This is a genomic window from Nitrosomonas sp. (genome assembly GCF_021731985.1).
Classification (GTDB): Bacteria; Pseudomonadota; Gammaproteobacteria; order Burkholderiales; family Nitrosomonadaceae; genus Nitrosomonas.
In genome coordinates this window covers 1-14,601 of sequence record NZ_JAKFWH010000018.1, presented here as the reverse complement: position 1 = coordinate 14,601, position 14,601 = coordinate 1, and the positions used below count along the sequence as shown (strand labels likewise).

General features: G+C 47.6%; 13 protein-coding genes. 10 read left to right on the top strand and 3 right to left on the bottom strand.

What is annotated here, in order from left to right; translation table 11 throughout:
- Positions 1-97 precede the first annotated feature (97 nt).
- From QZ942_RS02245 to QZ942_RS02235, 3 genes are all read left to right on the top strand, one after another.
- Positions 98-1,057 (top strand): LysR family transcriptional regulator, encoded by a 960-nt coding sequence (locus tag QZ942_RS02245; RefSeq protein WP_292993009.1) that lies wholly within the window; start codon positions 98-100, stop codon positions 1,055-1,057.
- A 62-nt stretch (positions 1,058-1,119) separates the two neighbouring features.
- Positions 1,120-3,495, top strand: coding sequence for a phosphoenolpyruvate synthase (ppsA, locus tag QZ942_RS02240; RefSeq protein ID WP_292993007.1), 2,376 nt, complete (start codon positions 1,120-1,122; stop codon positions 3,493-3,495).
- On the top strand, positions 3,495-4,325 hold the full coding sequence (locus QZ942_RS02235) for a pyruvate, water dikinase regulatory protein (RefSeq protein ID WP_292993005.1): 831 nt from the start codon (positions 3,495-3,497) through the stop codon (positions 4,323-4,325). The genes ppsA and QZ942_RS02235 overlap by 1 nt, the downstream gene beginning before the upstream one ends.
- 152 nt (positions 4,326-4,477) lie before the next feature.
- Here QZ942_RS02235 and QZ942_RS02230 read toward each other — a convergent pair whose 3' ends face one another.
- Positions 4,478-6,070, bottom strand: coding sequence for an ATP-binding protein (locus QZ942_RS02230; protein WP_292993003.1), 1,593 nt, complete (start codon positions 6,068-6,070; stop codon positions 4,478-4,480).
- 297 nt (positions 6,071-6,367) lie between these two features.
- Positions 6,368-7,681 carry a hypothetical protein gene (locus tag QZ942_RS02225; protein ID WP_292993002.1) on the bottom strand — a complete coding sequence of 438 codons (1,314 nt, stop codon included), beginning with the start codon at positions 7,679-7,681 and terminating at the stop codon, positions 6,368-6,370.
- A gap of 271 nt (positions 7,682-7,952) precedes the next feature.
- Here QZ942_RS02225 and QZ942_RS02220 point away from each other — a divergent pair, with 271 nt between their 5' ends.
- The gene (locus tag QZ942_RS02220; protein WP_292993001.1) at positions 7,953-8,732 is read left to right on the top strand and encodes a hypothetical protein; all 780 of its coding nucleotides are present in this window, start codon (positions 7,953-7,955) and stop codon (positions 8,730-8,732) included.
- A gap of 20 nt (positions 8,733-8,752) precedes the next feature.
- On the opposite strand, the gene mutL is transcribed toward QZ942_RS02220, so the two are convergent.
- Complete coding sequence (gene mutL / locus QZ942_RS02215; RefSeq protein WP_292992999.1) at positions 8,753-10,546, bottom strand: DNA mismatch repair endonuclease MutL; 1,794 nt, start codon at positions 10,544-10,546, stop codon at positions 8,753-8,755.
- Between the two features lie 104 nt (positions 10,547-10,650).
- Here mutL and QZ942_RS02210 point away from each other — a divergent pair, with 104 nt between their 5' ends.
- The 6 genes from QZ942_RS02210 (at position 10,651) to QZ942_RS02185 (ending at position 14,386) form a co-directional block, all read left to right on the top strand.
- Positions 10,651-11,250 (top strand): glycoside hydrolase family 19 protein, encoded by a 600-nt coding sequence (locus QZ942_RS02210; protein ID WP_292992997.1) that lies wholly within the window; start codon positions 10,651-10,653, stop codon positions 11,248-11,250.
- The gene (locus tag QZ942_RS02205) at positions 11,247-11,777 is read left to right on the top strand and encodes a hypothetical protein (protein WP_292992995.1); all 531 of its coding nucleotides are present in this window, start codon (positions 11,247-11,249) and stop codon (positions 11,775-11,777) included. Before QZ942_RS02210 ends, QZ942_RS02205 begins: the two co-directional genes overlap by 4 nt.
- Positions 11,778-11,840: 63 nt before the next feature.
- Positions 11,841-12,071, top strand: coding sequence for a hypothetical protein (locus QZ942_RS02200; RefSeq protein WP_292992993.1), 231 nt, complete (start codon positions 11,841-11,843; stop codon positions 12,069-12,071).
- A gap of 214 nt (positions 12,072-12,285) precedes the next feature.
- Positions 12,286-12,456: an AIR synthase-related protein gene (locus QZ942_RS02195; RefSeq protein WP_366835938.1), complete on the top strand. Its 171-nt coding sequence runs from the start codon at positions 12,286-12,288 to the stop codon at positions 12,454-12,456.
- 281 nt (positions 12,457-12,737) lie between these two features.
- A complete protein-coding gene (locus tag QZ942_RS02190) occupies positions 12,738-13,241 on the top strand; it encodes a DUF4365 domain-containing protein (RefSeq protein WP_292992991.1) in 504 nt (167 codons plus the stop codon).
- Positions 13,238-14,386: a hypothetical protein gene (locus QZ942_RS02185; RefSeq protein ID WP_292992989.1), complete on the top strand. Its 1,149-nt coding sequence runs from the start codon at positions 13,238-13,240 to the stop codon at positions 14,384-14,386. Before QZ942_RS02190 ends, QZ942_RS02185 begins: the two co-directional genes overlap by 4 nt.
- The last annotated feature ends 215 nt before the right edge of the window (positions 14,387-14,601 follow it).

Below are 14,601 nucleotides of genomic sequence, written 5' to 3'. Positions count from 1 at the left end.
TTTTTGAACCATAAATAACAATCAAATGTTTCTATTATTGCGATAGATTCTTATCTATGATAGATTTTTTATTGACAGATAATAAAAGGAGAGATTCATGCGTCACAGCACGTTGCGGCAACTTGAAGTTTTTGAAGCGATTGCTCGCTTGAAAAGCTTTACTCGCGCAGCTGAAGAGTTATTCTTGACGCAGCCGACGGTATCGATGCAAATCAAGAAACTGACGGATGAGATTGGACTGCCTTTGTTTGAACAAATCGGTAAAAAAATCTATCTGACCGATGCAGGGAAAGAGTTGTATCAGACGTGTCTTGGCATATTTGAGCATTTTTCCCGTTTCGAAATGATCGCATCGGATATGAAAGGCTTGAAATCTGGAAAACTGCGGCTTGCGGTGGTTACTACCGCGAAATATTTTACGCCACGTTTATTGGGGATGTTTTGCCAGGAATACCCCGGCATAGACGTCGCACTGATAGTGACGAATCGTGAGCGGGTTCTGGAAAGATTAAGCAGTAATCAAGACGATCTATATATCTTGGGGCAAGTTCCGGATGCCATTGATGCCGTAGCGGAAGTATTTCTGGATAATCCATTGGTTGTTCTTGCTGCGGCAGATCACCCGCTTGCGAATGAAAAAAGAATTACCGTTGATCGCATCAGTGATGAGCCCTTTATTATGCGTGAACCGGGCTCAGGAACGAGGATGGCGACAGAACGTTTTTTTTTGGAACGTAGTCATAAATTGAAAGTCCGCATGGAATTGGGCAGTAACGAAGCGATTAAGCAGGCTATTGTCGGTAGATTGGGTATCGCCGTCTTGTCTCGGCATACCCTGGCACTTGATGCGCCGATGGGGCAGCTTGCGATACTTGATGTTGAAGGATTTCCAATTGAACGGCATTGGTACTTTGCGTATCCATCCGGCAAGCAATTGTCGATTGTAGCGCAGACGTTCTTGGAGTATTTGCGGCAGGCATCCGATTACCTGGATGATTTATCATGCCGCCATGCGATTTCCGGGCATTGCCCGTTATTAAAAGACGGCCAACATTAAGTTTGCTGCGCAATCGCCCATAAAAAGTTACTTGTTAATTATTCGCCGATAGGAGTTTCCCAATGACTGAATATATCGCCTGGTTTGATCAATTAACGATGAGAGATGTGGGCTTGGTTGGCGGGAAGAATGCCTCGCTGGGAGAAATGATTAGCCATCTTTCACAGGCAGGTGTGAATGTGCCGGCAGGTTTTGCGACCACGACAGAAGCTTATCGAGAGTTTCTGGTTGCCAATGGGCTCGTTGATCGTATCAATCATGTGTTGGGTGGGCTGGATATTGACGACATCAATGCGCTAACCACCGCCGGTAAGACCATTCGCGGTTGGATGCTGAGCGCCACGCTACCGGATGCGATTTTGCACGCGGTGTCGCAAGCCTATGAAAAACTGGCGGCCAGCAGTGATAATGATGAAGTTTCCTTTGCGGTACGTTCATCAGCAACGGCTGAGGATTTGGCCGATGCTTCGTTTGCCGGTCAGCAGGAAACGTTGTTGAACGTTCACGGGTTGGATCAGATTATTGCGGCGATCAAAGTGGTATTCGCTTCACTGTATAACGATCGCGCCATTGCTTATCGGGTTCATCAACATTTTCCTCACGATAAGGTGTATCTGTCCGCCGGGATTCAGAAAATGGTGCGCAGCGACTTAGGCGCCAGTGGCGTGATGTTCACGCTGGATACCGAATCCGGTTTCCGCGATGCGATTTTTATCACCGCCGCGTATGGGCTAGGCGAAACCATTGTGCAGGGTACCGTTAATCCAGATGAATTCTATGTGTACAAGCGCGGGTTGACTGCCGGTCGTCCGGCCATTCTCTCGCGGCGTTTAGGCACCAAAGCCATAGAAATGGTGTATGCCGATCAAAAAATCGCCAACGATGCGCTCACGCTTACGCGCGATGTAGAAATGGATCGCCGCATGCGCTTTTCGTTATCGGATAGCCAGGTGGAGGCATTGGCGCGTCAAGCGCTGATTATTGAGCAGCATTATAGTCGCCCGATGGACATCGAATGGGCGCTGGATGGACTGGATGGCCAGTTGTACATCGTACAGGCTCGCCCGGAAACTGTGGAAAGCCGTGCTAACCAAGTCATAGAACGATTTAAACTCAGTGACAAAGGAGAAGTGCTGGCAGAAGGCCGGGCGATTGGACATAAAATTGGCCAGGGAACAGCGCGCTTGATCAGGGGGGTCGACCAGATGCACGAAGTTCAATCTGGCGATGTGTTGGTCACCGATATGACCGATCCGGACTGGGAGCCGATCATGAAGCGGGCATCTGCGATTGTTACCAATCGAGGCGGCCGCACCTGTCATGCGGCCATTATCGCAAGGGAAATGGGAATTCCCGCCGTGGTGGGTTGTGGTGATGCGACAGCACATATCGTGGAAGGTGCGCAAGTCACGGTCTCTTGTGCCGAAGGCGATACGGGTTATGTGTATGCAGGGCTATTGCCATTCGAGCATACCTCGGCGGATACTGGCCAATTGCCTGACTTGCCGGTAAAAATCATGATGAATATTGGCAATCCGTCGCATGCCTTTACATTTTCCCGCATTCCCAATCAGGGCGTCGGGTTGGCCCGGCTGGAATTCATCATTAACAACATGATTGGCATCCATCCCAAAGCGCTTTTGGAGTTTGATCAGTTACCCGATGTGCTGAAAGCTGAAATTAGTAGCCGTATCGCGGGTTATGAGAATCCCGTTCGCTTTTATGTGGAAAGGTTGGTTGAGGGCATTGCCACATTAGCGGCCGCTTTCTATCCGCATCCTGTGATTGTGCGCACATCCGATTTTAAGTCCAATGAGTATGCGAATCTGATTGCGGGCAGCCGCTACGAACCCCAGGAGGAAAACCCGATGATCGGTTTCCGGGGCGCATCGCGCTATCTTGCAGCGGCTTTCCGGGATTGTTTTGAGCTCGAATGCAGTGCTTTACGCAAAGTGCGTGATGACATGGGACTGACCAACGTTGAGATCATGATCCCCTTCTGCCGTACACTCGAAGAAGCCGAGCAAGTAGTCGAGTTACTGGCGTCGCAAGGACTGGTGCGCGGAGAAAACGGCTTACGCTTGATCATGATGTGCGAAATTCCTTCCAATGCGTTACTCGCGGAAGAATTTCTGCAGTACTTCGATGGCTTTTCCATTGGCTCCAACGATATGACCCAACTCACGCTCGGAATTGATCGCGATTCCAGTTTGGTTTCGCATGTGTTCGATGAGCGCAATCCAGCCGTCAAGAAATTACTGAAAATGGCTATTGATGCTTGCCACAAGCAAGGGAAATATATTGGTATCTGCGGACAGGGACCTTCGGATTACCCGGATTTTGCTGCCTGGCTCTATGAGCAGGAGATCAGCAGCTTATCACTCAATCCGGATTCCGTCATGGAAACGTGGCTTCATCTCGCCAGCATGAAAAAATAATGACCAAGCAAAAAAGAACTGTTTTCTATTTATCCGATCGCACCGGTATCACTGCGGAAACACTCGGGCACAGTTTGTTGACGCAGTTTGACGGTATCGAATGGGAGACGATCAACGTACCTTTTCTCGACGATATCGAGAATGCCCAAACCGTGTTAGCGCAGATTAATCACGCTGCCGAGTGCGACGGGTATCGGCCTCTGGTGTTTAGTACTTTGCTGAAACCGGAAATTCTGGAAGTCATCAAACATGCGAACTGTCGCCTATTCGATTTCTTTGAGACATTTGTCCGCTCAATTGAAGAAGAATTGCACCAGCCCTTTGCCCGCATGGCTGGACGTTCTCATGGCTTGCAACATCACTTGTCGTATTTCAAAAGGATTGCCGCCATCAATTACGTGTTGGCGCATGATGACGGCGTCAATCCGAAGAATTTTGCCGAAGCTGACATCATTTTGATCGGTGTCTCACGTTCCGGTAAAACGCCCACCTGCCTTTATTTGGGGCTGCAATACGGCATCGCCGCGGCGAATTATCCGCTGACGGAAGAAGATATGCCTGTTCTGCAACTACCGAAGGTATTGGAAAATGTCAGAAGCAAGTTATTTGGATTGACACTCAGTGCCGCACAACTACACTTCATCCGGCAGGAGCGCCGTCCAAATAGCCAATACGCATCACTGGCGCAATGTCAGCGGGAAATTCAATGGCAGGAATCGCTATTCCAATTATTCAATATTCCCTATCTGGACACGACACGCATTTCGATTGAGGAAATCAGCGCGACCCTATTGAATCGTTGCGGATTGAAGCGGCAGTTGTATGGATGATCCAGGCTTGACGCGTTAAATAAACCTCAATCAACGAATGTTCTAAAGCTACTTTCCATTAACCTCTAGGGAGTATCAGAAAATCTGAAGTGCCTGTGTATTGGCGTGATATGTTAAGAAAGGGCTGAATAACTGGAATAAAGCAGGAAGTGCTAAGCCTTAAGGTATTTCATTAGAATCGTATTGAGTGCATTGAGATCTACTGGCTTGGTAATAAAATCATTCATACCCGATTCGAGGCACGCATTTCTATCATCTTGATACGCATTCGCAGTAATGGCAATGATTGGGACCAGCACGCCATGGGCTCTTAATATTCGAGTAGCCTGCATACCATCCATTTCGGGCATTTGCATGTCCATCAGGATAAGATCAAACTTATTCTTCAGTGCTAAATCAAAAGCTTCTTTTCCATTGGTGACTTTAGTCACATTTAACTCAAATTTATATAAAATCTGCTCCAATACTAATTGATTTACTGGATTGTCTTCCGCCACCAATACATGGTAGCGATGACCAAACGTTTGCAAAGTTGTGATAGTTCGAGAGGCTGGATTTTCCTTGCGGTTGACTGGCTTAAGCGGGATGGTTAATCTGAAGGTGGATCCTTTTCCTGCCTCTGACTCAACTTCAATGAATCCTCCCATCATATCAATAATGTTTTTAGAAATAGCCAGACCTAAACCGGTGCCTCCAAACTTTCTGGTAATTGAACCATCGCCCTGATAAAAGGGTTTAAAGAGATTTTTGATTACTTCTTCATTCATTCCGATACCGTTGTCTTTAATGACAACAACGAGTACCTGATCTTGATATTGCGCGTCAATGTCAACGATTCCATTTTCAGAGAATTTGATCGCATTGGAGATAATGTTACTGATTACCTGCTTTAACCGGATCTCATCGCCTTCTACGTGTTGATCTTCGTCAATTTGCTGGTAATTACAGTGAAGCGTGACGCATTTTTCCTTTGCAGAGCTGAGCAAAATTGCATAGCAATCCTTAAAGACTCTTCTCAGGGAGATTTGCATTTTTTCAATTTGAAATTTACCGGCCTGAATCTTTGAGAAATCGAGCAACTCGTTGACGATATTTAATAGATGTTTTCCAGATAAATGAATATCATGCGCATAATCTTTGATTTTTTCTGGATTGGATTCCATCTCCGCCTCAATTAGCTTTGATAGTCCCATCACGGCATTCAGTGGCGTGCGAAGCTCATGGCTGACATTGGCTAAAAACTCATCTTTCATTTTTTGAGCCTGCTGCCACTCTTTTAAGTTAGTGATATCTTCAAAAACACCCACATAACCGATTAAATGATCACTGGCATCTCTCAGCGCACTAATCGATAGAAATGAGGTAAAGGTTGATTTATCCTTGCGAATATAAGTCCATTCCTTGGTTTCAACTTCTCTTTTTTCTCGCGGATTTTTGACAAAAACATCAAAACCAGGCGCTATACCCAATTCCATAGCTCGGGCTATGACTTCATCATCAGCATGGAGAATTGCCGGTGTCACCTTTCCGATAATTTCTTCTGCTTGGTAGCCCAGCATTTTCTCGGCAGCGGGATTAAAGATAAGAATAATCCCATTTAAATCTGTTTCGATGACACCGTAGCGCGTTGTTTCAATAATAGCTTCAATTGCCCGGGTACGAATAGAGTCTCGATGACTTCGGCTGTGAAGATACGTAATGTATCCGATACAGGCGAGAGAGAATGCGACTAAAATAACTGTCATAGGTAACAGCAATGGGCGGAAGCCGAGTTTCTAATGAGCATAAAGTTTTAAATAAGAATCATAGTAAATCAGTGGTTCGATTTATCCAAATGAGTGAATTGCCAAGCAAGAAGATCTTTATTTCTTAAAGTTTAAAATCATAAAGGAATCTTTGGCAATCAGCTGCATAGATTTCTCGCTATGCTCGAAATGACAGTTATTCAGAGGCCTCTATTGATACGCAGATTTCATTCTTCCAGCCGCATGATGCAGTGAAGCGTTTAGTCAAATTGTGCGTGCAAGGCTAAGATACTTGCATTACTTTTGCACCAAATCTTCCGCAATAATCATTACATTCTTTTTAACAATCGCCTGAGCGCGGTCAATTTTTACCGTGTCTTTTTTAAGAATTTCTTCATTGTCGACCGATTTGATGCTGATGCTATGTTCACCGACCGGTACGTTACTCAGCACATAAAATCCTTGCTCGTCGGTAATCGAGTGGATTTGAGGTGATTCGGAAAGGAATACTTCCGCTTTTTTCGCCGTTATGTCTTTAAAGGTAACGACACCTGCGACGGCGCCATACTGCGGTACTTCGCCGCTTCCCGGGGTGACTTTGTTGGCAATGGATCGTACCATGAGCAGAATTGTTTCCGATGCAAATCCGGCTGTGAATGCCAGGGCGACTGAATTGGTGAGGTTGCTGGGTTCAATCAGATAATAAGCAAGAATCGCAAGAAAAGGCGCCGAGATGAACTGCACGATCTGAAAAATCAAATGCTCACGGAATTCATATTGTGTGAGCCTGGGTTGCTGTTCTGTTGCGATATGCTCTGAGCTAACCTGTTTTTGCAGTTCCGGGAGCCTCCGGGTTAAGCTGATGCTGCCGCCCATCAGCGCCAGGATAATGAAATAGAGTGGAACCAGCAAGCCGTCGCTGACCTGACAAGCCGCCGCATTTCCGTTTTCCTCTTTGCATTGGTTAATATAGCCGCCAATATTGATCACCCATGTTCCGATCACCTGTTCATCGTGTTGTTTTTCTCCTTCGCTAGCCAATTTGGATTTGAAACAACTTAAATGCTTGTCTTTGTTATCTAAGGAGCAGCCAATAAACACCGCGATCGGTTGATCACGGAGTGTTTCAGTCTTCTTGTCATGAAAAGGATTGATGAAAGGATAGAAGGTCAGCATTAATGACAGCAGCATGAAGCTGTATGCGAATATCATCCATTTATACCGCTGGTGCGACCTTTTCTTTTCCAGCGTCTCTCTTTCGTCCCGACTGAGTCCATCGGCCGGAATCGGTTCAATTGGATCTGCGTAGATTTGTACGAAAATGATGCAGGTAAAGATGATTCCAGGAAGCATCGGGATGGTGAATGAAACATCGGCTTCCTGACTGGCACGTATCAGAGCCACTATGAAATACACGAAATTAAAACTATAGGCAAGAATCCAAAACCAACTCTTTTTTATTTGCTCAGGAATCGATGATATCAAACGGTCAAACAAACCCGGATTGCCAGATAGGGATTTTGTATTCTCAACACCGGTATTTACAACAGGAGGCTGATCGGGTTGACTGGCTGTAGTCTGAGCGCTATCAGGTGTTTTATCCGTATTCATCGTATTAACCCTTTCGCAAATTTAATGGGGGTAAAAGAAACTTAATGACTGCTGAGCGATTTAACTTTCCCGTAACTGATACAATTTTAAACTGATTATTAAGGTTAGCTCGTATTTATGCGGAATTGGCGATACAGTATTTGTTATATTTGTAAAATTGGCAGTTACGAATAAAGCCGCTGCGAGAATTAAGTGAGCTTAAAGCACTTTTAAACGCATTACCAGTATCTCCTTCAACTGACGCAATCTTTATGGAGAGAAGAATAAAATCATGAACTACACTTTTACTCCCATCCTGGTTGGCATTGGTTTGTTTCTCGGCATGCTCCTATTCCAGGAAATTGGCCGACGCATAGGCATTCGCCAGATAACGAAGAATCCAGAAGAAGCAGACGCGACAAGTAGTGGAACGATGGAAGCTGCCATTTTCGCGCTATTCGGCTTGCTGATTGCATTCACCTTTTCCGGTGCAGCATCACGGTTCGACGAACGACGGCATCTGATTTCCGAGGAAACCAATGCAATCGGTACTGCCTACCTTAGGTTAGATTTGGTTGCTCCTGATGCGCAAGCGGCATTACAAGAATTATTCCGTCAATATTTGGATTCCCGGCTAGAAGTTTATAAGAAGCTTCCCGATGTGGAAGCGGCACAACAAGAATGGGCCAAAGGCGTGGTGCTGCAGAATACGATTTGGACTCAGGCGGTAGCAGCTTGCCGTATGCAGGCTAATCCGTCTACCTGTGTTGTGCTCCTTCCTGCATTGAATGAGATGATTGATATCACCACGACGCGGAAGATGGCTATGATGATGCATCCGCCAATGATTATCTTCGTTCTACTGTTTGTATTCGGATTCGGTTGCTCGTTTATAGGCGGCTATAGCATGGCCAGGAGTAATCCGCATCGATGGGTTCATCCTATCGTATTTGCTGCAATGGCAGCCATCACAGTGTATGTCATCCTCGACATAGAATATCCGCGGTTTGGCATCATCCGGGTAGATGCGGCTGATCAAGTGTTGATTGAGCTGCGCGAGAGCATGCAGTGAAGAATCTAAAAATATCACTTTTACTTCCCACGCATAAATAACTTATCCAGATCAGCCAAGCTGGTCTCAAACCAGGTCGGTCTGCCGTGGTTGCATTGGTCTGCTCGCTCAGTAATTTCCATTTCGCGCAACAAGGCGTTCATTTCTTCGATCGTCAGTTTGCGGTTGGCGCGGATTGCGCCGTGGCAGGCCATGGTGGCAAGTATTTCGTTGCGTTTTGCGGTTAGAATCTGACTGGCGCCGTATTCACGGATTTCGCGCAAGATATCGTGCGTGAGCTGCGCAATGTCGGCGTGTTGTAGCGTCGCCGGGACTGCGCGGACTGCCAGTGTGGTGGGTGACAGGATTGCGATTTCGAATCCCAATTGATCCAGCGTTGTCTGATTTTCTTCCACGACAGCGACTTCCAGCCCATCGGCGTAAAAAGTGACCGGAATCAGCAACGGCTGCATCGGTATTTCATGACGATCAAGCGCCTGCTTGAGCTTTTCGTACATAATCCGCTCATGTGCGGCGTGCATGTCCACAACCACCAGGCCGCGCGTATTTTGCGCCAGAATATAAACACAGTGCAGTTGTCCCAGCGCGAAACCGAGTGGATGGCTATCCTGTTCTTCTTTCGCTATGCCGGGTTGATCCGATTTCTCAACGGGTGTGACAGGCGCTGTGTTTATCGGCGCCGGTTGGTATGAATTAACTTCCGTACCAAATAACGTGCGATAAAAGCTTGCCGGTTGCGACACGGTATTAGGCTGTGTAGGGGCGGCTCTGGGGTAAGCAGGGAATGACCGCGTTGCTTGCATTGATTCGCCGGTTTCCATTCCTTTGTTGGGCGAAGCCAGTGCCTTGTTGATTGCATGAAAAATGAATTGATGCAGCGCGCGTGACTCACGGAAACGGACCTCTGTTTTCGTCGGATGCACATTCACATCAACGCCTTCCGGGTCGATATCCAGAAACAGAACAAAAGCCGGATGTTTGTCCAAATGCAATACATCCCGATAGGCTTCGCGCAGAGCGTGCGAGATCAGCTTGTCGCTGACAAAACGGTTATTCACGAAAAAATATTGTGCATCCCGTGATGAACGTGCATAGGCCGGTAGCGCTACCATGCCATGCAGAGAAATATCTATAGACCGCTCATCAACAAATGCAGCGGTTTGGCCAAATTCTTCACCCAATATCGATTGGATTCGTTGTGCTGAGTTGGCTGCGCGTAACTGGCGGCGCACCTTACCATTATGTTGTAATACAAACTCGATACCGGCTTGGGATAGCGCAATACGCTTGAATACTTCGTCACAGTGCGCGAGTTCGGTGGCTTCCGATTTTAGGAATTTGCGCCGTGCGGGGATATTGAAATATAAATCGTTCACGTCTAGAGTTGTTCCACTTGTCAGCGAAGAAGGCTCTGGCTGCGAGATCGATTTACCATCGACCTGTATCTGCCAGGCATGACTTTGCCCGGCTTGGCGGCTGGCTAATGTCAGTCTCGACACGGCGGCGATACTTGCCAGCGCTTCACCGCGAAAACCCAGGCTGGTGATTTTGTGTAAATCTTCCAGCGTGCTGATTTTGCTGGTGCTATGGCGTGTCAAGGCCAGCAGCAATTCCTCTTTGGCGATGCCCATACCGTCATCCATGACGCGAATCTGCTTGACGCCGCCTTGCAGAAGTTGCACGGTAATTTTCTTTGCGCCTGCATCGACACTATTTTCCAGAATCTCCTTGAGCGCCGAAGCAGGGCGTTCGACTACTTCACCGGCGGCGATCTGATTAATCAATAACTCGGGGAGCGGCTTAATCGTGGACATAGGAAAACTGTAGTTTTAAAGATTGCTATTATATTATTGGGACCTATGCTTCAATTGTACTTGGGTAGGTTACTTAACTCTATTAAATCATTGGAGGAGTCATAATGTTATCAATAGATGGATTGAAAACCAGCATTCCGGATGCCGTGCTCGATCAAATCCCTGATTGCGCCGAGAAGTTTGCTATCAATACACCACTACGCCTGGCGCACTTTCTGGCGCAATGTGCGCATGAAAGTATGGATTTTAAAGCGCGCGAGGAGAATTTAAACTATTCTGCTGATGGGTTAAAAAAGATCTTTCCAAAATACTTTCCTGATAATTTGGCGGATAGTTATGCGCGCCAACCAGAAAAGATTGCATCAAGGGTCTATGGCGGCAGAATGGGGAATGGCGACGAAGCCAGCAAAGAAGGCTATAAATACCGGGGAAGAGGTTATATTCAACTGACTGGAAAAGACAATTACAGCAAGTTTGCTCAGACTGTCAGTGATGATATTTTGAATAATCCCGATTTGGTGGCTTCAAAATATCCTTTGTTGTCAGCAGCCTGGTTCTGGAATTCTCGTTTACTCAATCAATTGGCCGATGAAGGGGCAAGCGACGACGTGGTGACAAAGATAACTAAAAAAGTGAATGGCGGAGTCATCGGTTTAGATGACCGTATCAAACATTTTAAAAATTATTATCCGCTGTTGGCTTGAAGCGAGCTGCTGTGAGGCTAAGTGCTGTTACCTGCCTAGGCGGTCTGCTCGCGCTGACCGCCTTACCTGTTTGGGCGACAGAATCGCTTTGTCATGCGCAGGAGCAAGTTATCTTTTCTTGCTCGCTCGATAAAAAAACGGTTTCAGTGTGTGCTTCCAATGATTTCTCAGCCAACAGCGGTTATCTGCAGTATCGATTCGGGCAAAAAGATGCGCTCGAACTGGCATTTCCGAATTTGACCGAATCAGCTCCGGCTGCTCAATCCGTTCAAGCGCGAACTCTGATGTTTGCAGGCGGTGGCGGGGGTTATCTCCGCTTTATCAACGGGCAACACCATTACATTGTGTATACCGCAATTGGTAAGGGTTGGGGCGCAAAAGACGGTGTTGCCGTTGAGAAGAACAACCAATTGATTGCCAATCTGGAATGCCAGGATATTCCGGTTTCAAAGTTGAACGAAGCATTTTTCACGCATGCCGGTTTATCGGCTGATCAGAATGAATTCCAGATTCCCGGTCTTGACTGATTGTAGCAGCTCACCTAGTCGGAGAAGTCGATACTTTGAGAATGGAATTTGCGCTCAGAGATCATGGCTGTTCCGCATTCCTCGGCTTCCGTGCGTATCAGCCGGGCACGTTTGCTCAGACGGGTGTTTAAGATCGACATTGAGCACTGCCCGCATTGTGGCGGGAATATGAAAATCATCGCCGCCATCCTGGAGAGAACCGCAATCACTAAAATTCTTAACCATTTCGGCTTATCTGCCCGGGCGCCGCCACGATCACCTGCGAAGGTCCAGGGTCTTTCCGATCCCAGTTGATTCCAACTCTTCTTTCTCAGCTCTCTTCTTGATTGAGCTGAGCATACTGCTTGGGCGCCTTTCGCGTGAAAGGCAAAAATGCTTCTAATTGCCAGGATTTTTATTGTGCCTTTAAGCAAAATCAGATGCTTTTTTGATCGTTCAGCAGCATATTTGCCTAAACATCCGGTTTGCGTATAATGAACTTTAGCAAAAAAGAGCGTTTATTTTTCCTATGCGTCAGCACAAACTGCTATGCGACCCGCAAACCAGTGGTGGCTTATTAGTCAGTTGTGCGCCAGAAAGTGCGGATGCAGTAGTGGCTGCTTTCAATTCTGATGGTTTCGGCCAAGCCGCAGTTATCGGCGCAATGCAGACTGGGGATGCGCAAGTAACGGTGCGCTGATAGATTCTGAATGCTAATTGTTGGAGGCTGATTAACACCCCGCTGGGTTGTTTACATTGTCGCCAATGGTATGCGCCAGCGCTATTTCTGCTACTTTGCGGGGGTAGTCGTTCGCCAAGGGCTGCTCGCGACACATTGGAGTCGGTCATTTCGTTTGCCACGAGAGGCTTCTTTTCGGCCTTTTCGGACATATTCAACAGATGATGAAAATGGCTGCTTTGCGCGAAACTCCGGACAACCTCGTGTAACATTAGACTCTCTGGAGGGGTGCTAGAGAACGTATGGATCAACAAAGGCAAAAAGAGGAGTTCCAGTATGCTTACGTGTGTGCGCTAGCGGCTCATGCAGGGCTGAACCGTGGCGACTTTCGGGTTGATAACGACAGCATCGATATCACTTTTCAAGCGAAGGGGCACTTCGGCCTGGGCAGAATACGCAGCCCAATGATTCAGATCCAACTCAAGTGCTCGTCGCAAGACCTAATTGCGGATGACGTCATCAAATTTCCGCTGAAGATCAAAAACTACAATGACCTTCGCGGCGAGGAGGTAGTCGTGCCGCGTTACCTTGCAGTGTTGCTTGTGCCAGATGATCTGGATCAGTGGATCGCCAACCACGATGACCACATCGCCTTGTTCAAGTCGTGCCATTGGTTGTCGCTCCGACACTATGGACCGACCGATAACGAAGCTTCAGTCACAATTGACGTACCCCTTACGCAACGCCTGACTAGCGCGACACTTTTGCAGATGATGGACCGTGCGAGTGCGGGAGAGTCGCTATGAGCGAAAACGAGCGCCACAATCGTCATACTCCGCCGGTGTCCGTTGAGCAGCTGCAGGCCTATCTGCAGTCAAAGCAATGGTTCGAAGATGGCAAGATTCGGAACGTCGCGACGATCTGGCATCGGCACCAAGATGAGGATGCAGAGGTCGTGCTGCCGGCCTCAAATGCCAAGGACTTTCAGCAACGAGTTCGTGATGCGCTCATTGCCCTCGCATCGTTTGAGAAGCGCGATGTTTTTGAGGCTATTGGCGACGTCAAAAGACTTTTCTTAAACGCCATCACCGTCAGAGTTATTCACGCGGATACGGAAGACGGCACTATCCCGATTAACGATGGCGTACTACTTATCTCAAAGGCAAAGGATATGCTGTCAGCTGCCGCCCAGGCCATCTACGCCAAGCGCAGGCATTTCTCCGGGCCCGCGCCGAAGGATGCTCGAGAATGTCTCGACACGCTCCTGCTTGGACAAACAGAGATTGGCAGCTACGTTGTCAATGTGATCGTGCCGAACCAGGCGAACTTTGTTGTCGACCAAGTTGTTGCGGATCAAGAGACCGCTGATGCCGTACCTCTCTCGCAGGCGATCACGTGGAGTCTTGTAACTGGGCTAGATGCTCTTGCGAAAGCGAGCACGACGTATGAGAAGACAGGGAACCTCAAAGCGTTTGATGACGCTGTACTCTCAGGCGTTAGTGCGAATCTCTGCGATGCGTTGCTCGGTTTCAGTGGCGAGAAGCACAACCGAACATTCGAGATTACCGTCACAGCTGCGGCTGGTCCGATGTTCGAGAACGTGCCTCGCAAGTTCGAGTTTGATGGAAACCATGTCGAGGTACTGGAGCAAGTCTCCAGCTACTACAAGGACGACTACGTCTTGCCTGATCGAGTCCTAACCGGCCACATCACGAAGCTAGTTCGACCAAAGGATGAGACTGCCGGCACTATCACGCTGGATTCCATGATTGGTGATGTAGAGCGCAAGGTTCGAGTCGAGTTGAAAGGTGATGACTATCACTTGGCAGTTATCGCCCATGACCAGGGAAAATTGGTTCGGGTGCAGGGAGACGTGCACATCAAGCCAAAGGCCGCTGAACTCCTGAATCCGAAGAGCTTCGGCGTAATCGAGATGGAAGACCTTTTCTAGTCTATGACGCGGTCATTGATCGGGTCAAAGCCGCGAGCAAAAAGGGGTCACGCAGAAAGGGGTCAGATACCGTCTTGAATTGCAAGTGCTGAATGATTAAAGTTTGCATCAAATGGCCGCTCTGATTTAATGACCCCATAAATCAAATGTGCCAGTTTACGCATGACAGCTCCTATTACGGCCTTTGGAGCCAATCCGGCATCACTCAATCTGTC